Consider the following 26,190-nt stretch of genomic DNA (forward strand, 5'->3'; position numbering starts at 1 on the left):
TTCATATTTTCAATTGATCTTTAAAAAAACATTAATTCTACATAATTTCAAATTAATGTTATGATATTAACTGGAGTTTTTACTTTTGACTGATTTAAATTTGAAAGTATTTGGAAAAATCACTACAAAAGAAATCATAGGAGCCTTTCCTCCTGCTATTGATACAAAAAAATTATTAGAAAATGAATATGAAAACTTGATTAATCAACTTGAATTTAAAACTAAAAATGATTTAAAAAAATTATTAGAACAACAACAAAGCGCAAATAAACAAATCAATAGTAGACCTGGCGCTATGGCCTTGGCACACGATAAAATTCGATTATATACAGAATATAATCAAAAATACATGCAAATCATTACTGACAAATTATACTCTTAATTCTGTTTTTTTCTCTTTTTCAATCTTTTTGTAGATTTTTGACTTTTTCGAATTAATAATGAAATAATTGCTCCTGCTGGAATTCCAATTATTGTTCCAATGCTTACATACGGAGCTATGAAGAAATCTCCAACCCATATTCCACCATCTGTTGTTAATTCCATAAATGTTCTAGGACGTAATATGACAGAAATAGCCTGAGATTCTATTTTTTCTTCTCCTACATCATCAGTATATCTAACTATGATGTTAAATGGTATTTTGTATTCTGTATTTACTTCTTCAATTGGAGAAATAATTCTTGAATTAATAATTATTGGAGAATTTTTTTGGATATTTGAAAATGAATGTAATGTTTCTCCTCTAAATTGAATATCTTTTGGAGGAATTATCTCAACATTGACATTTGAAATTTCTATATCTTTAGAAACTATTTCGACAACAAATGGAAATTCAGCATTTGTAAAAATTGCTTCTGGTGTAATTGTATGAATTATTACACTTGGTTCATTCTTCACAATTATTGGTATTGCAATATCATAAGTACTTGGCTCTTGTGGTTCTTTGTTATTACTTACTAAAACCTGTGAATATTTTACGTTAAGAAAATGTATTCCTGGATTAACATCTGATGAAATCTTAAAATCTATACTTCCTCCAAATGAACTACCTTGAGATAATTTCTTTATTGTTATAATATTATCTAAAACTGGAATCATTGAATTATCTTGACTAGTAAAGATAAATGAAATATCTTGTTTGTCTTCCCAACCATTATTTTTTATTAATACTGAAATCGAGGCTATTCTTCCAACTATTGCTTCATCTGGATGTGTTATTTGAATATCTGTGCTTCCTTCCATACTCTGATTTATGGTCTCTCCATATGCGCTTGATACTAGACCAAAAAATCCTAAAAGAAGCAGAGACATAACCTTGATGAATTTCATATTTTCACCTGAAATTATTATTGTAACATCACTATTCTATGTTATTATGGGCTTTATAGTAAAAATACAAAAAGTTTGCAAATACATATGAAACTAAACATCTTGAATAATACAATTAATTTCTAACGTAAACTCTTTAAGACCTATTTGAGAAAATTCTAATTATGAAGCCGTTTGTATTATGGATGACTGGTTTACCATGTTCTGGAAAGACTACAATTGTAAAAGAACTCCAAAAAGACATCCCAAATCTAGCTATGCTTGATGGAGATGAACTAAGAGAGTGGTTTTCACCTAAAGATTTTTCCAAAGCAGGTAGAGATGAGCATAACAAAAAAGTTGCACATTTAGCAAAATTGTTGTTAAAACATGGGGTTCCGTCTGCAGTATCTTTGGTTTCTCCATACAAAGAAAATAGAGATAATGCGCGAGAGATCATTAATTCAGGTGATCAATTTGCTGAGTGTTACATTAAATGTTCAGTTGAAAAATGTGAACAAAGAGATGTCAAAGGAATGTATGCTAAAGCCAGAAAAGGTGAGATTAAAGGATTTACAGGAATTGATGATCCCTATGATGCTCCACAAAATCCGGATTTACTAATAGATACAGAACATGAACAATTGACTGATAGTACTAACAAAATAAAGGATTTTCTTAAAAAAAGAAATCTAATTTAGTTTTTTAAATTCTTCAACTATTTGATCATGAATTATACCATTAGTTACTAAAATTCCATTTTTATGATTTACAATTTTGTTATTGTATGTGATATCATTTCCTGCCATGTCAGTCATTTTTCCACCTGCTTCAGAAATTAAACAATAAGATGCAGCTGAATCCCATTCTTTCATTTTATCTGTCATAGTTATGTATGCTTCAGCTTCTCCAGAACTAATCTTTCCTACTTTTAATGAGCTTCCAATACTAGTGAAGTCTTTAATTCCTAATTTTTTAATAAACATTTTTTCTTTTTCTGAAAGATGATGTCTTGAACCAACTGCCTTGCATTTTGAGAGATCTGATATTTTTGTAACTGATATCTCCTTCCATTTGCCTTCTGAAAATTTAAAAGCACCACATCCTTTTTGTGCTGCAAAAATTGTTTTTTCTGTTGGCCATCCTATAACACCAATAATTGGTTTTTTATTTTTAATTAATGCAATCATGACTGTAAATTCTCCAGTTTTATCTATGAAATCAGAAGTACCATCAAGAGGATCAACTATCCAAATAATTTCTTCTGATAATCGTTTTTGATCATCTTTATCTTCTTCTGATAAAATTTTATGATTAGTTTTTGATAAAATAGTCTTAATGATCTCATTACTTTTTAAATCAGCTTCAGTAATAGGCGAGTCATCACTTTTTGTGAATGTTTCGTACTTGTTTTTGTATATCTCTAAAATTGAATTTCCAGCCTCATTTACAGCTTCAATAGCTACATCTAGTTCTGGCATTTTATCTAAAATTGGAATATTTTTCAATGAAAATTACCTAGGTTGTTAATTCCGGTTTTAATGTCCAAACAACTCCTAGGACAATAAATGGAATAGACATTATTCCGATAATTCCAAGTATGATGTTAAATTGAGATTCTGATACTTGTGGATTATTTACAATCCAAGGTAATGGGAGTGTAATTACTACCCAAATTATTCCTAATAAAATAATTAATTTTACTTTTTTCTTTCTATCCGTCATCATTTTCATTACTCATTAAACAGTATTAAAGCCATGTGAATTTTATTTAATCGATTCTCCACCGTCAACTGCAAGAATTGCGCCTGTAGTCCATGTAGCATCATCAGATGCAAAATATAAAATTGCTTTAGCTACTTCTTCTGGTTTACCTATTCTACCTATAGGGTGTTCGTTATCCATAAACTCTCTGTCTTTTTGAGTTTTTAAAAATGGTTTTGTCATATCAGTATCTACAACACCAGGACAAATACAATTAACTCGAATTTTGTCTTTTGCATATTCCAATGCCCAACATTTTGTAAGAATAATTATTCCAGCTTTTGATGCAGAATATGCATCAGCATTAAATCCTTGATAGGCTTTTAATCCTGCATCTGATGAAATATTAATTACTGATCCTGCTGTTTTCCGTAGATGAGGAATAGCTTCTTTTGTAAATCTAAATTGTCCTGTGAGATTCACATCTAATACTTCATTCCACTCTGATTCATCAATTTCATGTAACTGTTTTATTTTTGGGAATATTCCTGCATTATTTATCAAAATATCTAACTTACCGAATTTTTTAATCGTTTGTTCTACTACTTTTTTGACATCATTTTCATTTCTAATGTCTGCTGTTATTCCTATTGTATTTGCAAGTTGACTAGTAGCTTTTTCTAATCGTTTTGAATCTTTTGCTGTTATTACTACATTTGCACCATTTTCTACAAAAATTTTTGCAGTAGCAAAACCAATACCTCTACTCCCGCCAGTTATGATAGCAACTTTTCCAGTTAATTTCAATATTTTATTCAATGAATTTCGTAATTTATAGCAGTATAAACATAGAAAAAATTATTCATAAATTTTAAAACTTGTTAATCATTAGTAAAACCAAATTTTATTTTACGAGTTAATTTGTCTTGTATTTTTTAAAATCAATATTAAAATTATTTTTTGTATCTGAATTTCTAAAACATGTTCTATGACTAGATAAAAATCTTATAAAGAGATATAAATTATTATAATTTTTTGTATTAAATCTTAAATAGTTAAAGTAACTATAAGAATTAATGCCGAAGGATATAATTCCTATCGACTAAAACTGCGTTGCCCCGCAGAACAGAAAAGGCATTCAGGCGTTTTAACGACCTGTCCACGAGGGGAAATCTCTCAGAGTTCTGCAGTAAAGGGGTAAACGCCTTTACTTTTCAATAATATACACTGATACCGAACCTAATTCATTTCCATTTGGGTTAATTTCAATTTGTATTTTTTGAGATGTAGGAATTGTAATTTCTTTTTGGCCATCATAATCCCACGTATAATATTCAGATATTCCTGTTTGATGTAATGTTCCATTTAATTTGAAATTTTCCGAAAAGTCATAATTTTCTCCTTTTAATAAAATATTTAGAGATTGAGGACTATCACCATTTGGAATAAATTTTAAAATATAATTTCCTTCATTGATTGTGAATGTATTAGAATAAATTCCATTCTTGTATAAATTAGGATCTGCTAAGGTTATATGAAAAACCGTATTATTACTAATCTTCTCAGAGGAATTAAAAGACAATCCTATAACAACTATGATCAATATTATTGGAATTATAATTATTATTTTATTCATTTAATTTCAATAATCAAATCCATTATAAAAATAAATTATAACTCCAATGCTTCTTTCAAACCTTTGTATCTATTTCTGATAGTTACCTCTGTTACACCCGCAGAAACTGCAATATCTTTTTGAGTTTTATTTTCACCATTTATGACACAGGATAAATACAATGCAGCAGCAGCTAGTCCCATGGGATCTTTTCCTGCAGAAAGTTCAATTTTTGCCGCTTGATCTAAAATTTCTACTGCTTTTCTTTTTGTTTTTTCAGACAAACCTGCAATACTAGATATTCTTGATACACATTTAACAGGATTAACAACTGGCATCTTTAAATCTAATTCTCTTAATAATAATCTATAACATCTTGCAATATCTTTTCTTTTGATATTAATTCCGTTTGAAACATCTGTTAGTGTTCTTGGGGTTTCTGTATTTCTACATGCTGCATAAAGAGATGCTGCAATTAGACCAGGAATTGAACGTCCTCTAACAAGACCCTTATCTAGAGCTTTTCTGTAAATGTATGCAGTTTTTTCAATAACAGCATCAGATAATGCAAGTTTTGTTTTTAGTCTATCTAATTCGCTAAAGGCTTGTCTGAAATTTCTATCAGCTGGTTCATGAACCTGACTTCTATTGTCCCATGTCCTAAGTCTTTCAATTGTACTCTTCATAGAGGCAGAAAGTGGTTTTCCTGTAGCATCTTTGTTTAAAGGATTGATGATAGTTGCAAGACCCATATCATGCATTGCCAAAGAAGTAGGCGTACCTGTTCTAGTTCTATTGTCTCCTTCATCTTTTGAAAATGCTCTCCATTCAGGTCCTTCTTGCTCAATTCTATCTGTAGTAACAAAGCCACATTTGGAGCAAAACATCTCACCGGTATTAGAATCTGTTAAAAAAACTCCCTTGTTACAACGTTGACATCTGACTCCAGAACCAACACTTTTAGTCATAAATTCAGAAATTCATCTTCATTCTATGCTTAAAAAGATTTGAAAAATTGGGTATTTTTTGTTAATTTATCCCAAAAAAAATATTTAAATACAATTTTTTTATCCACACAAGCATATAATGGTAAAATGTCCTCTATGCGGAGAATCGCTAAACAGCAATTCTGTGATTCAAAATCACATACAAAAAATCCATCCACAGAGAGTATCTGTCCTAAATCTTTAGGTATAGCATACTCTTGTTAGTTATATTTTATTTACTGTTAAGCAATATTTACACCTGAAATTAAGTACAAACTATATAATCAAACCTATTGTCAAACTTACAAAATAAATGGAATAGGCAACAAAAACCTGGAATTACAGATAAAATTAGTGATGCCATTAATCCTAAAGGAGCTTTAAAACCAAAAATTCAAAATGGAATTAAAAAATTGCAAGCACAAATTGCTAAACTTGATTCAATGCTTGTAAAATTAAATGAAAGAGATAGTAAGCTTTTCAAAAGAATTGTTGAAGCAACTCAATCACACGATGTGAATACTAGTAGGGTTTTATCAAAAGAACTAGTTGAGGTAAGAAAAACCACTAAAATTCTAAGCAATGCAAGAATAGCATTAGAACAAATCGAATTAAGATTAACAACTTATCATGATCTTGGTGACACAGTAGTTACTATCATGCCTACAATAGGTTTGATGAAAAATCTAAAATCTTCTCTTGTAAAGTTTATGCCAAGTGCAGATAAAGAAATCACTCAGATGGCTCAAATGCTGGGTGGATTTATGACAGATAGTTTTTCAAGCGATGCTACATTTGGAATGGATGAAACAACTAATTCTGAATCTGAAAAGATTTTGCAAGAAGCTGCAGCAGTAGCTGAAAGTTCTGTTGGAACTAGATTGCCTTCAACACCTACAAATACCATGGCTTCAAAAAGTAACTTCTATTAACTTTCTATAGATTCTCTAGATTCTTTAATTTTCTTAACTCTATTACCTTCATTATCGATTATCCTATCAATCCCTGCCAATCTATCTCTTAAATTATTGATAATTGAGCCTACTTCATCTGCTTCGTTTTCAACTTGTTGTCTTTTATGAGCTAATTCTTTAATTCCTTTATTTTCCTCTTCGATGTATTGACTTACTTTCTGTAATTTTTCCTTCAAATTTTTAATATCAACTGATTCTTCTTCAATATCTTTCTCTAAGACAGTTCGTTTATCCTTCAAATTTTTAATCATTAGACCTACATAATCAATAGCTTCTTCCAATTTGACCCGTTTATCCATCAGTTCTACAATACCAATCTCTCCTACTGTTTCATTAGATGAACTTTCATTAGATTTCATATTTGCATGTTCTACAATTCTCTCTTCAATAGCTTCCCCACCCTCATCTTTTTTGAATTTATCAAACATTTTACCATCTATTTTCAAAATGGGAATAAAAAGTTACTATGAATCTCAAAGCTGACCTAGTGACTGATTTTTTGTTCATTTAAAAAATCTACGTCAATTCTCATAAAATCAAATTTCTGTATTTCCTTATGTAATTTTTTAATAGAATAAGATCCATGGTTTGAGAACTATGATACAAAGTATTTGATGAATCGTCTTATCTAGACATATCAATGAAATGTAAATATTGTTTTATTGGGTTACTCTAATCCTATCGATGATTTAGCATGTTTTTATTTAAAATGATATTCATTTTTTAATTACAGATGATTTTTAATGATAATTTATCCCAAAAAAGTCAATAATTCTCATTTTTATGATTAATCTTTGCCAAAAACCTGTTTCAGTATCGTTCTTTATATATCAAAATTAACCAAAAATCACCAAAAACCATTAGAATAATTGAAAACTTTGGTAAGAAGAATTTTTTCTGGAATTTTTAAAAAAATTAAATTTTTACATTAAATTATTAGGCATGAGAAAAATTGAAATTTTCTCTGATTTTAGTGATTTTGCCAAAAATTACTTGTTTTATGGGATGAAATACCTGTTCCGCTTTGTGTTCCGCTTTAAAGTTTCAAAATGTTCCTCATTAACCAAGTAACTCTATACTAATCCATGTCAAAACAACAATACAGGTCCGAAATGGGCATAATGGGTGATATCCTTGATGTTACTGCCGATGGTGGTCGTTCTGGAGTCATTGTATCTGCAATATCTCGCAAAGCCAACCTATCTCACTACGCAGTACTAGACAAATGTGAGAAACTGGTAGAAGCAGGCTTAGTCGAGTCAGTCAAAAACGACAGGAATAGAGTCTTCCTAATTACCGAGAAGGGACTTCAATTTTTCCAGGAATTCAAGAGATTCCAGGGACTTGTCGAAAGTATGAATTTGAGGTACTAGCCATGAACCCAGAATTGGTTCTGACTCCCGTAGAAGAGTCTCTTCGAGAAGATGGAATGCTTTTTGTAAGGACTGATAGTATCCTCGAAACAATGGTTAAGACGCCTTTGATAATTGCTGGCTTAATTATTGCTATAATCGTGATGCCTATTCAGACCTCATTCAGCTCTACTCGAACTCTTGAACTTATCATTTATTCAGATGGCTCTACACATGTATCAAGACAGATAGACGTAGATCCATTAGAGCCTGACTTTGAGCTTGATCTATTTGGCCAATCAATAGATAATTTTGTTGCGATTGGTGATACTGGATTTTTACTATCTGAAGAAATAATTGGAAATAAAGCAATCATAGACAAATTTGGGTCTGCAAGTATAACAATTGATTATGATGTTCATGATTTAATTTCTAAAGAGGGTCGAGTTTGGACATTCTCATTTAATTCTCCATCTGATTACACTTTACTAATGCCAAAAAATTCTGTTATAGTTGGAATGAGTGGTTTACCAACTAATATGGAAATAGTAGATGACCAACCAAAACTTGAACTTTCTGCAGGATTATCTGAAATAAACTATATCTTTTCATCCATAAATCCTACTCCTAATCCAACAATTCCAAATGAATCATTATTTAGTTATTCTACCGCTGCAATTATTGCCGGTCCAATCATAGCAGCAATTACTGGTGCTGTAATTATACTAAAAAGAAAACAAGCAAAATCTTCTACATTCATAACACAATCAGAATCTACTTCGGAAAAACAATCCGAAGCTACATCAGTTGATACCGAAACTATATTCAATTTTAGACCTGAAATGCGAGAAGATGATAAAGAAATTATAAAATTTATTTCTGATAATGGAGGTCAAGCATTAGAAAGTGAATTAAGAAAGAAATTTCTTCAACCAAGAACTACTATGTGGAGAGCTGTAAAAAGATTAGAGCGACTAGGTGTAATTGAAATTGATAAAAAAGATCTACAAAATTTAGTAAAACTGAAAAAAGATCTGGAGGAAGAAAAATGAATAAAATAACCTCATTTGCATTATTGATTTTAGTATCTAGTTTAGTTTTAGGTGGCGTAACCCATACTGCTCAAGCAGAAACTGATCCATCAATTCTACTAAAAATTGCAAAGCAAGCACAAAGACAACTTGAAAATCAAATGAATAAAGATGTATCAGATAAAACAAAACAACTTTTCAAAGAAGGTACACAAGAAATTAGGAATTTAGAAGAATCTATTAAAAACAACGATACAGATTCCGCCAAAAACCAATTTCTTTCTGTAATGAGAATTTTCAAAGAAATCTCTCAACAACTATCAAACGTTAAATCTACACAACCCGAAATGGTTACTCTTAAAGCTCCAACCAAAGATCCTTCGGTTGATCTTAAAAGAATGCAAGATTATACTAATAATCTCAAAATAATTGCTAAAAAATATAGTACATCAATTGACTTTTCTGAATTAGATAATCTATTTGTCTCTGCAAGAAAACAAATTTCTGATAAACATTTTGATGATGCAATAGAAACAATTGGTAAAATTAAACAAATTACTGTAGATTTGAATAATAAAATCCGTGAATATGCTTCCCAACAAGAACAATCACGTGCAAGAGCATACGCCCAAACATATTTAGAACAACTTGATAGATTGATTGAAAATGCAAAAAGTCAAGGATTATCTGAAAACATCATAGAAAAACTTGAAACTGCTAAAGAAAATCTTTCATCAACAACCGATCCACAAGAAATAATCAAACAAATAAGAGAAATTATATCAATTAAAGAACAATTTGAATTAACAAAAAATGATCGATTAGAATCTCGAGTCATGCAAATTGAAAAAACACTACTTAATCTATCTAACTCCGACAAAATAAGTAAATCTAAAATTGATGAAGCAAAAAAAACAATTCAAATAATTAAACGTAATTTAGCTACAGGTGAATTTGAAAAAGCAAATGAATTACTTCGTTCATTAGCAGCTTTATTGAATATGACTCAAAACTAATCATTCTTATCATAAACTTCATATACATTTTGCAAACAGAAATTATCATGGCTTCTAAAGCAATTACTGTTGGAGTAGGGATTCCAATGATCATAGTAGGAGCTTTGATGGCATGGTTATGGGCTCCATTTCAAAATGGCATGCAAAACACAATAGAATTCGTTGGAAGTCTGATAGGAATTTTAGGTGTAGTTTTCTTTATTTCTGGTTTATTTTATACAAAAGAACCTGTAATGCACTAATCAAAACTCATTGAATAAATAATGAAAAAATACACCAATATTACTTGAAAGTTAGATTATTTGAAATATTTACATCAGTTGAAGGAGAAGGAATTCTTTATGGTACAAAAACACTTTTTGTTAGATTAGCTGGTTGTCCATTTACTTGTTTTTATTGTGATACAAAAGAATCTCTTCCACTAGATTCAGGTAATGAATATTCAATTGAAGAAGCATGCAAATTAATTGATTCTAATCTTAAAAATCAAACATATAAAGTAAATTTTACAGGAGGTGATCCATTAATTCAACATAATGCAGTAGCTGAACTTGCAAAATATATTCAAACTAAAAAAATCCCAACATATCTAGAATCATCATGCTTTGATTCTGATAGATTTAATCATGTATTGCCATTTTTTGACATTATTAAAATAGAATTTAAAACAAAAGATTCGGATTTTGTAGATTCTAAACACTATGAAAGATTAATTGAAAATGCAATGAAATGTCTTAAATCATCAGTAGCATCTAAAAAAACTACATATGTCAAAATAGTTGTAAGCTCTAAAACCAAATTAGAAGATTTTAAAGATTTAGTTAATAAAATATTTCAAAATATTTCAAAACATGATGTTGATGGATTTATCATACAACCTACATATGGCATTGCAGAGCCCTCTTTAGAATTATTACTAAATTTGTATGATATAGTTTATCCATATTATATTGATGTAAAAGTAGTACCACAGCTTCACAAATTTATTGGAGCCCCATAATCTTGGTACCTACCTAAAAACTAGATTAGGTTCAAATACTAGAAAAAATCATTCAAAATATCAGATGGATAAAGAACGCGTAAAAAAACTTGTTCGGGAATTAATTATTGAAATTGGAGAGGATCCTACTCGTGAAGGTCTTAAAGATACTCCAGAAAGGATTGCAAATATGTATGAAGAAATTTTTGATGGTTATGAATCTGATTCGGAACTATCAGTACAATTCTCTGAAGATTCTGATGTAGTAGTTGCACGGAATATTCAGTTTTATTCAATGTGTGAGCACCATATGTTGCCATTTTTTGGAAAAATTCACATAGCATATTCTCCCAATGGTAGAGTCTTTGGAATCTCAAAACTGGTACGTTTAGTTGAAAAATACTCAAAAAGATTACAAATTCAAGAACGATTAACCAAGAATATAGCTGATGAGCTATTCGCTCAAGGTGTAAAAGGAGTAGTAGTTTTAGCTGATGCAGAGCACTTTTGTATGAAAATGCGTGGTGTTAGAAATAATGCAACTCTTACATCATCTGCGTATAGAGGAATTTATGAAAATAAAGAAGAAAAAGAGAGTATTATGACTATGATTAGACGACGTACTCCTGAGACATCTCTATAGATTCTGAAAAATTAAATAATCAATCTTTTAGATAAAACTCATGGGAGCACATCCTAATGTTCACGTTCCAAAAGAATCATGGCCTAATTGGACGTGGTATGCAATTGAGTTTGGAATTGTAATTGCAATTTCAATGTTAGTTTCAAGAGAAATTACCAATTCTATAGAAGGATTAACTCCAGAAATCCAAAATTATGTATTTATGGGAATTGTTGGTGGAATATTCTTTATTTGGTATCTAATTATTAGAAACTTTGTCTTCAAAAAGAAAATTCTTGATAACAAATACTAGACTATTTTAGATATTTTGTTTTATCTGTAATTCCTGCTTTTTGAAATGCTATTTTTCTATTATTACAAGATTCACAAATACCACAGTGATTATTTTTATTAGAATAACAACTCCATGTTTTAAAGATTGAATCTCCTAAAGTTTTCATGCCATTTTGTATTAAATCACTTTTTGAAAGGCCTTCTTTGTATGGTGACCATATTTTGATACTTTTTCGTAATCCCAAGTTTATTCCATCAATTTCTCCCTGATTAAATGCAGACTCTAATTTTTTGGCAAATATTGGCCTGCAATCAGGATAGTGATTATCGCCAGTATGTGCACCATATGCTACAAATGATGCATTTAGAGTAAATGCCCATGCAGAAGCTATTGAGAGAAAGACTGCATTTCTAATTGGAACAACAATAGAATAATCAAACTTGCTTGGAATTTTCCTTTTCGAACTAGTTAAAACATTAGAGTCACCATACAATTCTTTCATAAAACCAATATCAATAATTTTATGTTGTTTCAATCCAAATTTTTTAGCAAAAGTCTTTGCAGCATTAATCTCTCTATTAGCTTTTTGACCATATGAAAATGTAATTCCATAAAGTTCATACTTTGATTTTAGATAACTGGCAACACAAACTGAATCTATTCCGCCACTAAACACAATAACAGCTTTTTTCATAATTTTTCAGATTATTTTTTTATTATTATTGCACCATTACTTGGTTTACAAATTATCGTTTGACATTTTGTATTTGCAGATGCAAATCCTTTTGACATAGATAGAGCAATTTTTTTTAAATTGGTATTACTTTTTGAAAATGCAATCACTGAAGGACCTGCTCCACTTATTGTTACACCAAGTGCTCCTGCTTTGAGTGCATTTTCTTTTACCTTGCTAAATCCTGGGATCATATGTTGTCTCGCAGGCTCTACAATTACATCTTTAATGGAATTACCTATTAAATCAGGATCTTTTTTCATAAATCCTGCAACAATTGCTGCAGCATTTGACAAATTTACAACACTATCAGTTAATCTTACTTTTTTGGGAATTACACCTCGAGATACTTTTGTTTTCTTTTTTGGAACTTCTAGTTTTGGGACTGCTATACACATTCTTAGATTCATTGGAGGTTCAATCTTGATTACATTTAGAGGATCTGTTCTAACTATTACAAACCCACCTAATACTGATGCTGCAACATTATCATAATGAACAGAACCTGCACTAGCTTTTTCTCCAAACCCTGCAAATTCTACAAGTGTATTATCATCTAATTTTAATTCAAACATTTGATTAAATGCAATTACTGCTGCTGCTGCTGAAGCTGCACTACTTCCCATCCCAAATCCAGCTGGTACTCCTTTTTTGATTTTAATTTCTACACCATCTTTAATTTTAAATTTTTTTAACATATTTTTAATTACTAACCCTGCAGTATTATTGTCGGGATTTGTTGGAATGTTGTCTTTAGTAACTATGGTAACACCACTATTTTTTTTTGTTAATGTGATTTCGTCAAAAAAAGCATCAACAGCTAATCCAAATACATCAAAACCTGGTCCTAAATTTGCTGTAGATGATGGTGCTTTTACAGTTACCGTTGATGCCAACTAATCTTCTACCTCTTCACCCAAGTTAAGAATTCTGCTTAATGCTCCCTCTAAATTTATCAATCCTTCTCCAGTAGTATTCGAAAAAGGAATCAATCCTTGAGCAAATCCCCCAAGATTTAGGCCTCTCAGAATATTAGTAGTTAAACTATATGTTTCTCCATCTGCCTCTTTAGCAATAGCATTTTCTAATAATTTTAAATTACCTGACCATTCAAGAATATCCTTTAGTTTAGAGCCTATTAGATCTGTTTTTGTAATAATGTTAATTGTTGGCAAGTTTAATCGTAATCTTATTGATGTTGCAAGAAGTGCAATTGATACAAAATTTATTGGTGTAGTAATTAAAGCACCGTCAAAAAGAAATATGTTCATTTTTTCTTCAGACAAGATATTCTCTGTAACAAAACGACCACTAGAACGATATGCAAACAACTCAATTTGACCTGGAGTATCTACAATTAGATAATCTGGATTCACTTTACCAATTTGTTCTTGGATCTCATCAATTTTGGACGCAATCAGATCGTTTGCCATAACTACAGCACCATTTGGGCCTAGCTCGTATTGTTGCATTATATCTACAATGTCAACATAATCTCTAACATCAATATCGCATGTATAAGGTAAATCTCTAACACCGGGATCCAAATTCAATACAGAAGCAAATATGCCATTTTTCGTGTAATAATCATATAGTTTTGATGTTAAAAGAGATTTTCCAGCACCTGCTGTTCCAGTTACAAAAATTGTTTTCAATACTGACTAAACTATCTTTCTTGGCTTATATTTCAAACTAGTTACTTTTCATTAAAACCCAATAATAAATGCCAAAATGGTAATCACTAATCAATTAAAATTCCACTTTAACTATAACCAGAAACAATCTACCAAATTTGTGAATAATATGTCAATTGATGAAAAAGAGGCATATCTAAAAGAATTAGTTATGAAATCATTAAAAGAAAAAAACTTTTCAGATCATGATCTTTTAGATACATTATTTGCTGAAGTTAAGCAAGAAATTCAACAAAATACTAACAATTCCTGTTGATATTTTATAGATTTTCAAAATCTGTGCCTAGAAATAGGCATTTAATCTTTTGAATGATATTGACTCAACTTTCATATTTGAATCTAAAAAAAAATCATCAATGAACTGGAGAATAATTGCCATTCCGGCTACTCTTATTCCTATTTTCATCATAGCAATTCAATTTGATATTAAATTTGAGGATGTCTTGGCAATTGGAGTTATTCCTTTTGTATTAGCTGTAATTGCCATGATGATAAAACTAGGTCTTCAAGGAATAAAATTTGCATATATTTCACACAAATATCTTGGAAAATTTGATTCATTTTGGAAGTTAAGCGGAGTCAGAATTGGAAGTGAGTTTATCAAATTTACTACTCCGATGTTTGTTGGTGCAGAATTTATTGTAATTTATTATTTGCATAAAAAAGGAGTTGCACCTTCTAAATCAACTTGGATTGCAATAATGGATATAGTTACTGAAGTTTTTGCAGGAGGTTTGTTGTCAATTATAGCAGGTATTATTGCATTGATGCATGGAGCATATGTTATAGGTGCTCTAATTTTGGGAATTAGTATCACTATAACTTCATTATGGATGGTTTTATTCTTTTTATCATCGAGAAGAACTTTTCAAGTTCCAAAAATACTTGTTAATTTAACAAAGCGATTTGGTAAAGAAAAAGGAGCAAAATACATTGATCAAACAAATTCATGTATGGAAGAAGTTTGTACAATGAGCAGAAAAAATCTTAGAACAACAGAATCAAAAAAAGTTTTTACAATATCTTTCCTATTCTCACTTGCATCTTGGTCATTTTATGGAATATCTTTTATGATAATTGCAATGGGAACAGGATACATTGTTGGTATTTTTGATTCAATCATGGCTGTAATGGGTGCAAATGCAATTGCTAATTTGCCAATAACAGTAGGTGGTTCTGGCTTGGCAGAGTTTGGAATTATTGCATATCTGAATAATTTGGATCCATTTAATCTTGTAATTCCTGAAGGAACTGTTGCATGGGATGCAGTAATTGGCTGGAGAATTGCTACATATTATGTCCCAATTGCAATTACTTGGTTATTATTGGTGAAATTAGCCTTGAGCAAAATTCCAAAGACAGAAAAATAATAGAAAGCACTTTATCTTTTAATGAATTTTTTGATTTATGGATTTCAAAGGTAAAGTTGTACTAATTACTGGCGCATCATCTGGAATAGGTAAGGAAACTGCTATTCAATTTGCTAAAAAAGGTTCTAATGTAATTTTGGTTGCAAGAAGAAAACAAAAATTAGATGAAATAGCAAACGATTTAAAAAAATTCAATGTATCCGCACTTGTTTGTAAATGTGATGTATCAGATAAATTACAGGTAGAAAAAACTGCAAAACTTGTTTTAGAAAAATATGGGTCTATTGATATTTTAATAAATAATGCAGGTTTTGCAATTTATGGTTCTGTTTTTGATTTAACAACTGAAGAAATTGAATCTCAAATGGCAACAAATTATTTTGGAATGATTTACTTTATCAAAAACTTTCTTCCGTCAATGCTCAAAAAAAAATCAGGACATATTGTTAATGTAGCTTCTGTTGCAGCAAGTTTTGGTTTACCCGGAATTGCATCTTATTGTGCATCAAAGTTTGCCATGTTAGGTTTTTCAGAAGGATTGAAACATGAATTGAAAGGAACTGGTGTTGGAATAACTGTTGTAAGTCCGATCATGGTTAGAACTAATTTTTTTGATCATCCATCTTTTCAACATATGCCAAAATATTCTCCAACATCTCTTAGCGATAAAACAGTTGCAAAAACAATCTTAAGAGCTTCAAATTCACCACGACTAGAAATTGTTGTTCCTTCAGTAGTTCGTGGTGCAATATGGATGAAAAACACAGTTCCTTATTTGATAAATCCAATTTTAGGCATGGCTTTTAAAAAACAATTAGACGCTAAAAAAAACTAGTTTTATTCTTCTAAATCTTCATCTGAAGATTCACTAGAGCCTACATCAAGTAATTCCATTGACTTTAAATCAAATTGATAAATGGCATTCATATCGATCTCTTTTTCTTTTTGAAGAAATTCAGATACTTTTTTACTTAATGGTGCTTTATGTTGATCAAAAATAAATTCATAGACTACTCCTTTTTCTAAATCCGAAGTCTTAATTTTTTTTGGTAAATCAAGTGTTACAATATGTCTTCCATCTTCAACTGGATCATATAATTGAGCATCGATTTTATTGTCAGCATCATAAATTTCTAGAATGTATCCAGCCCTTTTTAGTTCTTCAGGTTTCTCAAATTTTGCATTTTGAATTTCCTCTGTAACCCAATCTGGAATGTCATCTTTCTTAGATGATTTTTTTTCCTTCTTAGATGATTTTTCTTCGTCAGTTTTTTTAACCATAGAACAACAACTCTAGATCAATTCTTTATCTTTCTTACTTTTCTGCCACCATTCAAGATAATCATCTTGTTTATCTTCACGTGTCTTTTCTTTCTGATTTAATCTGTATTTGATGTCAGAAACTTGTTCTCGTGTAGCATACAATCCACATCGCTTACAAATGAAATGTTTTGTAGCCGAGTCCAATTTCATCGGAATCTCTACTTCATCAAATAATTTGAATAAATCATCTCTACCCCTATTTTCTTCTGCAGTTTCAGCTTCATACTTTGCTTGAATTTTCTTTCTTTCTCTTGCAGTACATTCTGGACAGTTAGGCACTAATGTTTTGGCTTAATTTTTTCCATAAAAGCGTTCCCACGATATTATCTGATCGACTTAAAATCTGACACGCGGATTTTATCGTCATCCCTTGCGGTCAGTTCGCCCATCGAACATCCCGCGTGCCAGATATCAAACAAACCCAAAATAAAGTATTATTTCTTTTCTTCTAGAATCTCAGCCGCTATTTTTGCTGTATTTTCAGCTCCATTAGGAGCAAAGTTTTTGGAAAAATCAGCTAAATTTTCTTCAAATTTATTATAATTATTTTTAATTTTTGAAATAGCCTCAATTACTTGCTTTGTCCTAACTGCTAACACTCCTAATTTTTTATCATCTGCCCATTTGATGTTGTTTGTATGCTCATCATAAACAGGAATGCCAATAATCGGTTTTGCCTTTCCTCCAAGAATTTCACCCATTACAGTATGAGAACCATTTACAACAGCATATTTAGTTAAATTCAAAACCGTTTCTTTTTGTTGCTCGGTTAGAAAACCTATATCTATTTGAATCCAATCAATTTTTTTATCTAAAGCATCATATACTGTATATTTTTTTCCATCCTTACCTAAAACATAATCAATATTTGGATCATTTCTTGCATGAGAGATTATCCTTTTCTCATTTTTCATTTCATTTTGATTAAATATCTGTTCATATCTTTTACCCGTACCATCATTAGTTGATTTATTTCCTGTTCGCATCCAATACCCAAATTCTGAATTTTCTATTAGTTTCTCAAGATCAGATGTTGTTTCTTTCTTGATATTTTTACCATTTGTGAAATGACCTACATATGATACTTTATCTTTAATTTCTTTTGTAAAATTTAGATTATATTCACATAAGGTATATGGAGGTGGAGAATCTGCAACAATAATTTTGGAAGCTTTACCAATTTGTTTTGAAATATAATTTACTGCTGGATAAAAATAAGATCTTGATTTATACAATTTTGGTCTAAATTGATTCGTAATAAATAAACTTGGAACATTACGATTTTTTGCAATAATATTTGAGCCCATATCTCCATCATTAATTACAAGATCGAATTTTTCTTTATCGTACAACTTCCTTTCCTGTATCAAATAACTTGTAACTTGTTTTACAAGGGGAGGATTTTTTGAAACAGGTAGTAAAAAATTTACCATTGATAATAAGATACTTGGTCCTAGATTTCCGTCAATTGGAGTTGGCATCAAAATCTCGTGGATTTGATCCTTTTGATTTGGAAATTTTTCTAATAACTTTTGATAAACATGATCTTTGCTTGAAAAATGAACTTCAAACTTCTCTTTGATATGATCTCCTAATACTTCATTTAGTCTCATCATTCGAGAATAATGTCCACTTCCCCAAGGATAGATAAATTGACCTATTTTCAGCACAAAAATTAATCCTCAAATGCCGTTTAAATTCCCAGTGATTTTATTCTAATGAGTCAAGGATATCATGTATGTTATTTGGTCCAATCTTAACTGTAATGCTTTTCTTTGTTTTTATAGCAAAATCAATGTCTTTACTTGAAAACTTGGGTATTTCATCAGAATTAATCATAAATAATTTTTCCAATTTTGGAATTTGTTTTTCTAATCCAATCTCCTTGGCTTCTTCAAAAAGTTTTGAATCAACTCCACTTAATGGAATTATTGGAATCATATCATTTTGAAACACACGTTTCATCGAATAATCAATAAACTTTGTAGAAAAAATTAGTGGAGACAATGCAAGAGATACATGATTTAGCTTATTTGATTTTCCTTCATGAAGCATAATTTCTAAAACTGAATTAACAAATATGAGATAATTTTTTATTCCAACCTGATTTATCTTTAAATGAAAAAATTCTAACTCAATTTCTTGTTTTACAAGTCTTGGAATTATTTGATTGATTATCTTAACTAAATTCATCAATTCTGATTTTTGTCTAAAGCAGATAATTATTTTTGAATCATATCCCTGTTTTATTGTTTCAAAACAAGAAACTGCAGAAATTTCATCATATATGCAACATATGGTATTTTTATTATTTGATGGTATACCACCTTGTCCACTATCTGAAAAAATACAAACATATGCATAATTTTTTGTTAGATATGTGTAAAGTAACTTATCAAAATTTTCATCTGTTCCAGGACGAGCGCCCATGTTTGATTTTTTTTCTATAATGCTTGACGTTGTTGCAATTTCAATATCTTTTGGAAAAAATCCCTTTGTTGTTCCTTCAACTCTGACAAGAAATTTTTCACCTTTTAAGAGTAAATTTCCACCTACTGCAGTAATTTCTGAGACTATATTTTGAAAATCATTTTTTATTTGTCTTGCAATTGCTATTTTTTGAATACCGAAAAGTAAGTTGATAGCAGATGATGCAAATACAGGATCATTTGCATCTACTAAAATAATGTCTCCATCACGTTTTACTGATTTAAATTCCTGATTTTGAATTTTTAGAATTTTTTTAATATTTACAATTAACTGTGGAATTTTATTTTTTGAAAATACAGATGGAAAAACTACTACATAAGAAACATCTTCCATATTTTCATTTTAGTTATATACCTGTTTATAATTTAGGATAATATATCTGGGTAATCAATATAAAACAAAACAATTCATGTGTATTTGTGAAAAAATTTACTCAAGAACAAGTAGATGAACTCAACTCTAAAATAAAAACAACAGAAGAAGCGCTTCAATGGGTTTCTGATAATTTACATCCGCGAGTTGCTAAGGCATCTAGTTTTGGTGCTGAAGACGCAGTAATTATGGATATCATGCACAAGATTAATCCAAAATTTAGATTCTTTACATTAGATACTGGGAGATTACCTCAAGAAACATATGATATTATGGATATTGTTAGAAAAAAATACAACATTACAATTGAGGTATTGTTTCCTGATACTAAAGAAGTTGAAGACATGGTTAAAGAAAAAGGCATAAATCTTTTCTATGAAAGTGTGGAAAATAGAAAATTATGTTGTGAAATCCGTAAGGTGCATCCAATTAACAGAATACTCTCTACATTAGATGGTTGGATTACTGGATTAAGACGTGATCAAACCGAAGTAAGAAAGGATGTTAATATTTTTCAAATTGATCATGGACATGGTGGAATATTAAAAATTAATCCAATTATAGACTGGACTTGGGAACAAATTCAGGATTATATTAAAAAAAATAACTTACCATACAATAAACTTCTTGACAAGGGATACCCAAGTATTGGATGTGAGCCATGTACTAGAGCAATCAAACCTGGAGAAGACTTGAGAGCAGGACGCTGGTGGTGGGAACAAGGCGAGCACAAAGAGTGTGGCCTTCATATAGACCATAAATAGGCAATTTAGTAATGTCTGATTCAATTAAACCACATGGTGGAAAATTAGTAAATAGAATTACCAAATCTGACGCATCTGGATTATACTCTATACAAATTTCTGAAGACCTTGCAAATGATGTTGAAAACATTGCAGATGGAATTTTTAGCCCTTTAGAGGGATTTTTAGAGAAAAAAGACTTTGAACATGTAATATCAAAAGGTAGACTTGCAAACGGTTTGGCTTGGACAATTCCAATAATTTTAGATGTTGATGAATCAACAGCTGTAAAAATGAAGAAAGCTGGTAAAGTTTTACTACAAAACCATCAAGGATTAGGAATTGCTATCTTACATGTTAAAGATACATTTACTTTTGATAAAGAAAAAACTGCAAAGGGAGTATATGGAACAACTGACTCTTCTCATCCAGGTGTTGCAAAAACAATGTCTATGCAAGATTATCTAGTTGGTGGAAAAATAGATTACATTGCAAGACCTGAAGAAACCGAAATTAGAAAATATCGATTAACTCCTCTTCAAACCAGAGAAGCATTTGCAAAAGCAGGATGGAAGACAATTGTGGCTTTTCAAACCAGAAATCCACCTCATGTAGCTCATGAAATGCTTCAAAAAACATCCATTACAACAAGAGACGGTGTATTTGTAAATCCCGTAATTGGCAAGAAAAAATCTGGTGATTTTGTAGATGAAGTGATTGTAAAATGTTATGAGACAATGATTGAACATTATTACCCAGAAAACAGATGCAAACTTGGAACATTACATACTGAAATGAAGTATGCTGGACCAAAAGAAGCAATACACCATGCTATTATGAGACAAAACTATGGATGCACACACATCATTATTGGCAGAGATCATGCAGGAGTAGGAACATTTTATGATCCTTTTGCAGCCCAAAAAATATTTGAAGATTATCCCGAATTAGAAATAACTCCAGTATTTTTTCCAGCCTTTTTCTATTGCAGAAAATGTTTGACGTACACTAATCCAAAGGCTTGTCCACATGGCGATGATGCAAAAGAGCAAATCAGTGGAACTAAACTGCGACAAATGATTGATGAAGGAAAATCTCCATCTGAGTTTATCTTAAGACCTGAGGTCTCAAAGGTAATTCTAGATTATCCACATCCATTTGTTGATTAGGTATTTATTCACTAAAACTAGATTTAGCTTGTGAAGTATCTTTTTGTGTTAATTTTATTTTCTGGATTAATCATAACGCCAGTTTTTGCCCAAGAATCAAAGAATCCATCATTAATTATAGATACAATTGAGGTTCCATCATACGAATTTAATAAAATTCTTAGAGATGCAGATATTATTCAAATGGAAAATATACACGGAGTAAGCTGGCAAGTTACAATTGACAACAATCTTTTGTATGCAAATCCAAACGGAAATGCAGTTTTGAGAATTTATGATAAAGACAATCCTGAAAAATTAATTGAAATAGGAATGGGCGCAAAACCTAATGAAAAATTTTGGATTGCAGTGAATACTCCTAAAGAGGGATATGTTGTTGTACATAGTAACTTGGAGAGGGGATGGTCATCATCATCAAAATCAATAATATCATACACAGAAAGAGCGGGATTAACAGTTAACAATGGCGCAAGAATAGTAGTATCTAATCTTGATATTGGAGTCTTTAAAATCGGTTCATATTCTGTTTATGGAATGGAGAGTTCTACAGATCCACCGGCAATAAATTCTGGAAGTATGATTCTTGAATTCATTTCAGGTGATCCTGCAAAAAATCCGATTGCATTTTTTCCATTTTACATAGCTGCAGCTGTTGGTATTCTAGTCGGAGTTCTCTATCTGACAAAGAAGCGATCTTAAAACTGATAAGAATCACTTAATTTATGGCTAAAATGTCGTTATATTTTCTGACATACAAAATTTTCTATTTTCCAATAATGGGAAATTCATGTTAGGGTTATATGTAAAAAATTCATAATTTGTTTGTGATTAATAGAAATATTGGATTTGTTTTAACTACACTTTTGCTTGTTAGTTCTATGTTTTTCCCTTCTCTTCAAAATGTATATGCTGATGATACGATTACAATTTCTACAGATACTGTTTATGCTACTAATCAAGTTTTAACTGACACTAAAATAATTATTCAAAATAATGCAAAACTGGAAATTGCATTTGGAACTACAATTACATTACAAAGATCTAGTATAGAGATTAAACCTGGTAGTGAACTCATAATTGATGGAACACTTTTGTTTACTGCCCCATTTCATAGTAAACAATATTTGTTAAATACAGGTACACTAAATTTGCGATGTGGACTTTATCCAGCTCCCACAAGCGCATTTAGTTATACAAATTTTGGAATAGGAACTGTAACTGATTCAGCATGTCCTGGTAATGTAGATAAAATAATTATTGATGGTAATGATGTTAGCATACAAATTGGAGAAACTGCAACAATACCTGTTGGTAGAGATGCAATTATACTGCATAGGCTTTATGTAGCTGGATTAATTGATAATTTTGGTTCCGTCTCAAATCAAGGATTAGTAACTTTGGATAATGGTAAAGTTGTAAATTCTGGAACATGGACTAATGTATGCGATAATTTTGATTCTAGAGGTATTGTGTCGTTAAATGGTGGAGTTTTTCAAGGAAATTCCGCAAAAAAAACTACTTGTGCATTACCAATAGCTTTACCTGATAATTATTCTGTAGATGAAGATGGAATTCTTATAGTCTCTACACTAAATGGAGTCCTAAAAAATGATAGTGATGCAGATAGTCCAACTCTTTTAGTTACCTTGGATACTGTTTTACCAAAATTCGGCATTGTTAATCTTAATTCAGATGGAAGTTTTGAATATGTTCCCCAAACTGACTTTTTTGGAACTGATAAATTTTCATATAAAGTAGATGATGGAACTGATGGATTTGCTACAGCACTTGTTACAATTAATGTAATTCCTTCAAATGATCCACCAATTGCAAATAATGATAACATAACTGTGAATGAAGATTCATTGGCAACAAACATCAAAACTATCGTATTAAGTAATGATACAGATCCTGATGGTGATGTTTTAACAATAACTAGTGCAGGACTAACGACAATTCCTAAGGGACTTGTATCTGTTATAAATGGTCAATTAACTTATAGCCCAAATTCACAATTTGAGTACCTTAAAGCAGGACAAACAGGTACTGATTCATTTGAGTATACTGTTTCAGATGGACAATCGACTTCAACTGCTATAGTTACAGTGACAATAACTGGTCAAAATGATAAACCTGTAGCTTTACCAGATAATTATTCACTTAATCAAAATAGTGTGTTATCTATCAGTACTCCTGGATTGTTAGCTAATGATACTGATATTGATGGCGATACCATCAAAGCACTTTCTTATATCCCACCACAATCAGGATCTGTTGTAATTAATTCAGATGGTAGTTTTACTTATACTCCAAACATTGGTTTCTTTGGAACAGACACCATGTCGTATATCGCTTCTGATGGTACACTTAATCAATATGGAATAGGTGTTGTTACTTTTACAGTTATAGATGTAATTCCTCCTATCATTACAGTAATTCCAGTATCTGCTAACATTGAACTTGGTTCATCTCCACCTAGTCTCTTAAGCGGTGTAACCACAAATGATGGATCACCTATAATTGTCACTGGTTCTGTAGATACTAACACAATAGGTGATTATGTAATCTATTATGATTCAACTGATATCAATGGTAATGCTGCAATTCAACAAAGTAGAACATATCATGTTATAGACACTGTTGCACCTAATGTGCCAGTAATTACATCTCCTGATGACGGTACATCCACATCTGATCCATCCCAAACAATTACAGGTACCGCAGAAGCAAACTCTACAATTGAAGTATTTGTTAATGGTGCATCAGTAGGTACAACAACAGCTAATTCTGCTGGAAACTGGTCCACCCAAGTATCGTTATCTGAAGGAACAAACATAGTTACTGCAACTGCATTTGACGGTTTTAACACATCATCACCAAGTGAACCAATTCATATCATACTTGATACTGTTGCACCTATCATTACAGTAATTCCAGTATCTGCTAACATTGAACTTGGTTCATCTCCACCTAGTCTCTTAAGCGGTGTAACCACAAATGATGGATCACCTATAATTGTCACTGGTTCTGTAGATACTAACACAATAGGTGATTATGTAATCTATTATGATTCAACTGATATCAATGGTAATGCTGCAATTCAACAAAGTAGAACATATCATGTTATAGACACTGTTGCACCTAATGTGCCAGTAATTACATCTCCTGATGACGGTACATCCACATCTGATCCATCCCAAACAATTACAGGTACCGCAGAAGCAAACTCTACAATTGAAGTATTTGTTAATGGTGCATCAGTAGGTACAACAACAGCTAATTCTGCTGGAAACTGGTCCACCCAAGTATCGTTATCTGAAGGAACAAACATAGTTACTGCAACTGCATTTGACGGTTTTAACACATCATCACCAAGTGAACCAATTCATATCATACTTGATACTGTTGCACCTAATGTGCCAGTAATTACATCTCCTGATGACGGTACATCCACATCTGATCCATCCCAAACAATTACAGGTACCGCAGAAGCAAACTCTACAATTGAAGTATTTGTTAATGGTGCATCAGTAGGTACAACAACAGCTAATTCTGCTGGAAACTGGTCTCGTACAATTCAATTATCTGGAGGTATCAATGTAATTACTGCAACTGCGTCTGATGGACTTAACACATCATCACCAAGTGAGCCAATTCATATTACTCTAACAGTTGTAAACTCACTTCTTCAACAAAAACTAGCATTAATTGAACAATTAGAAAATTTGATTAATTCAGCTCAAGATGATAAAACCAAAAAAGAACTTAAAAAAGCAATTAAGGAACTTAGAAAAGGAGCTGATTCAAAACTTTATTCTCAAGACGGAAATAGCTTTTTAGATAAAAAGAGTGCAATAAAGGCTCTCAAATATGACAAACAAGGAATTAAACATCTGGTAAATATTTACCATAAAGGACACGAATCTAATTCATTCAAATCTGAATTAGCAGAAATCACTATTGAATTACTAAGAATTGACAAACAACTAATCATAAACACTTACATTGGTATTCATAACTTACGTGAAGGAACTCTGGAAAACTTCATAAGTTCATTACGATACGTTGATACCGAAAATAATTCTGAATTTGATGATGATCTTTCAGAATATGATGACAATATGATTGAAAACTTTGGTCAATCATGGAATAAAATAATACATGATAAAGATGCCAAAAAATTAATTAAGAAAGAAAAAATGTCATGGAAAGAATTTGTTGATCAATTAAAATCTGAAGGAAAGTGGGACAAGAAAGCAGAAGAAAAAGCAGAAAAGAAGGCAGAGAAAGCAGAAGAAAAAGCAGAAAAGAAGGCAGAGAAAGCAGAAGAAAAAGCAGAAAAGAAGGCAGAGAAAGCAGAAGAAAAAGCAGAAAAGAAGGCAGAGAAAGCAGAAGAAAAAGCAGAAAAGAA

The 26,190-nt window shown here is 31.0% G+C and carries 31 protein-coding genes; 17 read left to right on the forward strand and 14 right to left on the reverse strand.

Translation table 11 applies throughout. The features are described 5' to 3' along the window. The first annotated feature begins 85 nt into the window (after nt 1–85). Nucleotides 86–382, forward strand: coding sequence for a hypothetical protein (locus tag K5782_RS06310; RefSeq protein ID WP_297464993.1), 297 nt, complete (start codon nt 86–88; stop codon nt 380–382). Here K5782_RS06310 and K5782_RS06315 read toward each other — a convergent pair. Then, a complete protein-coding gene (locus K5782_RS06315; RefSeq protein ID WP_297464995.1) occupies nt 379–1,332 on the reverse strand; it encodes a hypothetical protein in 954 nt (317 codons plus the stop codon). The genes K5782_RS06310 and K5782_RS06315 overlap by 4 nt on opposite strands. Nucleotides 1,333–1,496: 164 nt before the next feature. On the opposite strand from K5782_RS06315, the gene cysC reads away from it, so the two are divergent. After that, a complete protein-coding gene (gene cysC, locus K5782_RS06320; RefSeq protein WP_297464997.1) occupies nt 1,497–2,012 on the forward strand; it encodes an adenylyl-sulfate kinase in 516 nt (171 codons plus the stop codon). On the opposite strand, the gene K5782_RS06325 is transcribed toward cysC, so the two are convergent. The 5 genes from K5782_RS06325 to K5782_RS06345 form a co-directional block, all read right to left on the reverse strand. Continuing rightward, nucleotides 2,004–2,819 carry a 3'(2'),5'-bisphosphate nucleotidase CysQ gene (locus K5782_RS06325; protein ID WP_297464999.1) on the reverse strand — a complete coding sequence of 272 codons (816 nt, stop codon included), beginning with the start codon at nt 2,817–2,819 and terminating at the stop codon, nt 2,004–2,006. The genes cysC and K5782_RS06325 overlap by 9 nt on opposite strands. A 10-nt stretch (nt 2,820–2,829) precedes the next feature. After that, nucleotides 2,830–3,036, reverse strand: coding sequence for a hypothetical protein (locus K5782_RS06330; RefSeq protein WP_297465001.1), 207 nt, complete (start codon nt 3,034–3,036; stop codon nt 2,830–2,832). Between the two features lie 42 nt (nt 3,037–3,078). Beyond that, entirely contained in the window at nt 3,079–3,822 is a 744-nt protein-coding gene (locus tag K5782_RS06335; RefSeq protein WP_297465003.1) for an SDR family NAD(P)-dependent oxidoreductase, read from the reverse strand. Between the two features lie 400 nt (nt 3,823–4,222). After that, nucleotides 4,223–4,651, reverse strand: coding sequence for a hypothetical protein (locus K5782_RS06340; protein ID WP_297465005.1), 429 nt, complete (start codon nt 4,649–4,651; stop codon nt 4,223–4,225). A gap of 35 nt (nt 4,652–4,686) precedes the next feature. Continuing rightward, a complete protein-coding gene (locus K5782_RS06345; protein WP_297465007.1) occupies nt 4,687–5,598 on the reverse strand; it encodes a TFIIB-type zinc ribbon-containing protein in 912 nt (303 codons plus the stop codon). A gap of 311 nt (nt 5,599–5,909) precedes the next feature. On the opposite strand from K5782_RS06345, the gene K5782_RS06350 reads away from it, so the two are divergent. Further along, complete coding sequence (locus K5782_RS06350; protein ID WP_179365581.1) at nt 5,910–6,548, forward strand: hypothetical protein; 639 nt, start codon at nt 5,910–5,912, stop codon at nt 6,546–6,548. Here K5782_RS06350 and K5782_RS06355 read toward each other — a convergent pair. Further along, a complete protein-coding gene (locus K5782_RS06355; protein ID WP_297465010.1) occupies nt 6,545–7,018 on the reverse strand; it encodes a transcriptional regulator in 474 nt (157 codons plus the stop codon). The genes K5782_RS06350 and K5782_RS06355 overlap by 4 nt on opposite strands. A gap of 657 nt (nt 7,019–7,675) precedes the next feature. Between K5782_RS06355 and K5782_RS06360 the strand changes: the two genes are divergently transcribed. From K5782_RS06360 to K5782_RS06390, 7 genes are all read left to right on the forward strand, one after another. Beyond that, entirely contained in the window at nt 7,676–7,963 is a 288-nt protein-coding gene (locus K5782_RS06360; RefSeq protein WP_179365582.1) for a winged helix-turn-helix domain-containing protein, read from the forward strand. A 2-nt stretch (nt 7,964–7,965) separates the two neighbouring features. Continuing rightward, entirely contained in the window at nt 7,966–8,994 is a 1,029-nt protein-coding gene (locus K5782_RS06365; RefSeq protein ID WP_297465012.1) for a MarR family transcriptional regulator, read from the forward strand. Then, nucleotides 8,991–9,989: a hypothetical protein gene (locus K5782_RS06370; protein WP_297465015.1), complete on the forward strand. Its 999-nt coding sequence runs from the start codon at nt 8,991–8,993 to the stop codon at nt 9,987–9,989. The genes K5782_RS06365 and K5782_RS06370 overlap by 4 nt, the downstream gene beginning before the upstream one ends. Before the next feature lie 47 nt (nt 9,990–10,036). Continuing rightward, on the forward strand, nt 10,037–10,231 hold the full coding sequence (locus K5782_RS06375) for a hypothetical protein (RefSeq protein ID WP_297465017.1): 195 nt from the start codon (nt 10,037–10,039) through the stop codon (nt 10,229–10,231). A gap of 44 nt (nt 10,232–10,275) precedes the next feature. Beyond that, nucleotides 10,276–10,989, forward strand: a complete 714-nt coding sequence (locus K5782_RS06380; protein WP_297465019.1) for a 7-carboxy-7-deazaguanine synthase QueE — start codon at nt 10,276–10,278, stop codon at nt 10,987–10,989. A gap of 64 nt (nt 10,990–11,053) precedes the next feature. Continuing rightward, nucleotides 11,054–11,611 (forward strand): GTP cyclohydrolase I FolE, encoded by a 558-nt coding sequence (folE, locus tag K5782_RS06385; protein WP_297465021.1) that lies wholly within the window; start codon nt 11,054–11,056, stop codon nt 11,609–11,611. Nucleotides 11,612–11,651: 40 nt separating this feature from the next. After that, on the forward strand, nt 11,652–11,903 hold the full coding sequence (locus tag K5782_RS06390) for a hypothetical protein (protein ID WP_179365587.1): 252 nt from the start codon (nt 11,652–11,654) through the stop codon (nt 11,901–11,903). A 1-nt stretch (nt 11,904) separates the two neighbouring features. Here K5782_RS06390 and K5782_RS06395 read toward each other — a convergent pair whose 3' ends face one another. From K5782_RS06395 to K5782_RS06405, 3 genes are read right to left on the reverse strand one after another with little or no spacing between them, the layout of a single operon-like run. After that, nucleotides 11,905–12,579: a 7-cyano-7-deazaguanine synthase gene (locus K5782_RS06395; protein WP_297465023.1), complete on the reverse strand. Its 675-nt coding sequence runs from the start codon at nt 12,577–12,579 to the stop codon at nt 11,905–11,907. A gap of 11 nt (nt 12,580–12,590) precedes the next feature. Continuing rightward, on the reverse strand, nt 12,591–13,514 hold the full coding sequence (locus K5782_RS06400; protein WP_297465025.1) for a homoserine kinase: 924 nt from the start codon (nt 13,512–13,514) through the stop codon (nt 12,591–12,593). Further along, complete coding sequence (locus K5782_RS06405) at nt 13,515–14,273, reverse strand: ATP/GTP-binding protein (protein WP_297465027.1); 759 nt, start codon at nt 14,271–14,273, stop codon at nt 13,515–13,517. A 148-nt stretch (nt 14,274–14,421) separates the two neighbouring features. On the opposite strand from K5782_RS06405, the gene K5782_RS06410 reads away from it, so the two are divergent. The 3 genes from K5782_RS06410 to K5782_RS06420 all read left to right on the forward strand — a co-directional run bounded on the left by K5782_RS06410 (nt 14,422) and on the right by K5782_RS06420 (nt 16,517). After that, nucleotides 14,422–14,568, forward strand: coding sequence for a hypothetical protein (locus K5782_RS06410; RefSeq protein ID WP_297465029.1), 147 nt, complete (start codon nt 14,422–14,424; stop codon nt 14,566–14,568). 100 nt (nt 14,569–14,668) lie between these two features. Further along, complete coding sequence (locus K5782_RS06415) at nt 14,669–15,682, forward strand: lysylphosphatidylglycerol synthase transmembrane domain-containing protein (RefSeq protein ID WP_297465031.1); 1,014 nt, start codon at nt 14,669–14,671, stop codon at nt 15,680–15,682. 37 nt (nt 15,683–15,719) lie between these two features. Beyond that, the gene (locus tag K5782_RS06420; RefSeq protein WP_297465033.1) at nt 15,720–16,517 is read left to right on the forward strand and encodes an SDR family NAD(P)-dependent oxidoreductase; all 798 of its coding nucleotides are present in this window, start codon (nt 15,720–15,722) and stop codon (nt 16,515–16,517) included. 2 nt (nt 16,518–16,519) lie between these two features. Here the strand turns inward: K5782_RS06420 and K5782_RS06425 are convergent, their stop codons facing one another. From K5782_RS06425 to K5782_RS06440, 4 genes are all read right to left on the reverse strand, one after another. After that, nucleotides 16,520–16,963 carry a hypothetical protein gene (locus K5782_RS06425; protein ID WP_297465035.1) on the reverse strand — a complete coding sequence of 148 codons (444 nt, stop codon included), beginning with the start codon at nt 16,961–16,963 and terminating at the stop codon, nt 16,520–16,522. Nucleotides 16,964–16,975: 12 nt separating this feature from the next. Then, nucleotides 16,976–17,284 carry a hypothetical protein gene (locus K5782_RS06430; RefSeq protein WP_007551746.1) on the reverse strand — a complete coding sequence of 103 codons (309 nt, stop codon included), beginning with the start codon at nt 17,282–17,284 and terminating at the stop codon, nt 16,976–16,978. Nucleotides 17,285–17,439: 155 nt separating this feature from the next. Continuing rightward, entirely contained in the window at nt 17,440–18,675 is a 1,236-nt protein-coding gene (locus tag K5782_RS06435; protein WP_297465037.1) for a glycosyltransferase, read from the reverse strand. 40 nt (nt 18,676–18,715) lie between these two features. After that, the gene (locus K5782_RS06440) at nt 18,716–19,828 is read right to left on the reverse strand and encodes a thiamine biosynthesis protein (protein WP_297465040.1); all 1,113 of its coding nucleotides are present in this window, start codon (nt 19,826–19,828) and stop codon (nt 18,716–18,718) included. An 86-nt stretch (nt 19,829–19,914) separates the two neighbouring features. On the opposite strand from K5782_RS06440, the gene K5782_RS06445 reads away from it, so the two are divergent. The 4 genes from K5782_RS06445 to K5782_RS06460 all read left to right on the forward strand — a co-directional run. Further along, nucleotides 19,915–20,631 (forward strand): phosphoadenylyl-sulfate reductase, encoded by a 717-nt coding sequence (locus tag K5782_RS06445; protein ID WP_297465041.1) that lies wholly within the window; start codon nt 19,915–19,917, stop codon nt 20,629–20,631. A gap of 11 nt (nt 20,632–20,642) precedes the next feature. Then, on the forward strand, nt 20,643–21,779 hold the full coding sequence (gene sat / locus K5782_RS06450) for a sulfate adenylyltransferase (RefSeq protein WP_297465043.1): 1,137 nt from the start codon (nt 20,643–20,645) through the stop codon (nt 21,777–21,779). A gap of 30 nt (nt 21,780–21,809) precedes the next feature. After that, entirely contained in the window at nt 21,810–22,478 is a 669-nt protein-coding gene (locus tag K5782_RS06455) for a hypothetical protein (protein ID WP_297465045.1), read from the forward strand. A 125-nt stretch (nt 22,479–22,603) separates the two neighbouring features. Continuing rightward, on the forward strand, nt 22,604–26,190 hold a 3,587-nt coding region (locus K5782_RS06460), incomplete at its 3' end, for an Ig-like domain-containing protein (protein ID WP_297465047.1).

The sequence above is a fragment of the Nitrosarchaeum sp. genome, from assembly GCF_025699065.1.
Classification (GTDB): Archaea; Thermoproteota; Nitrososphaeria; order Nitrososphaerales; family Nitrosopumilaceae; genus Nitrosarchaeum.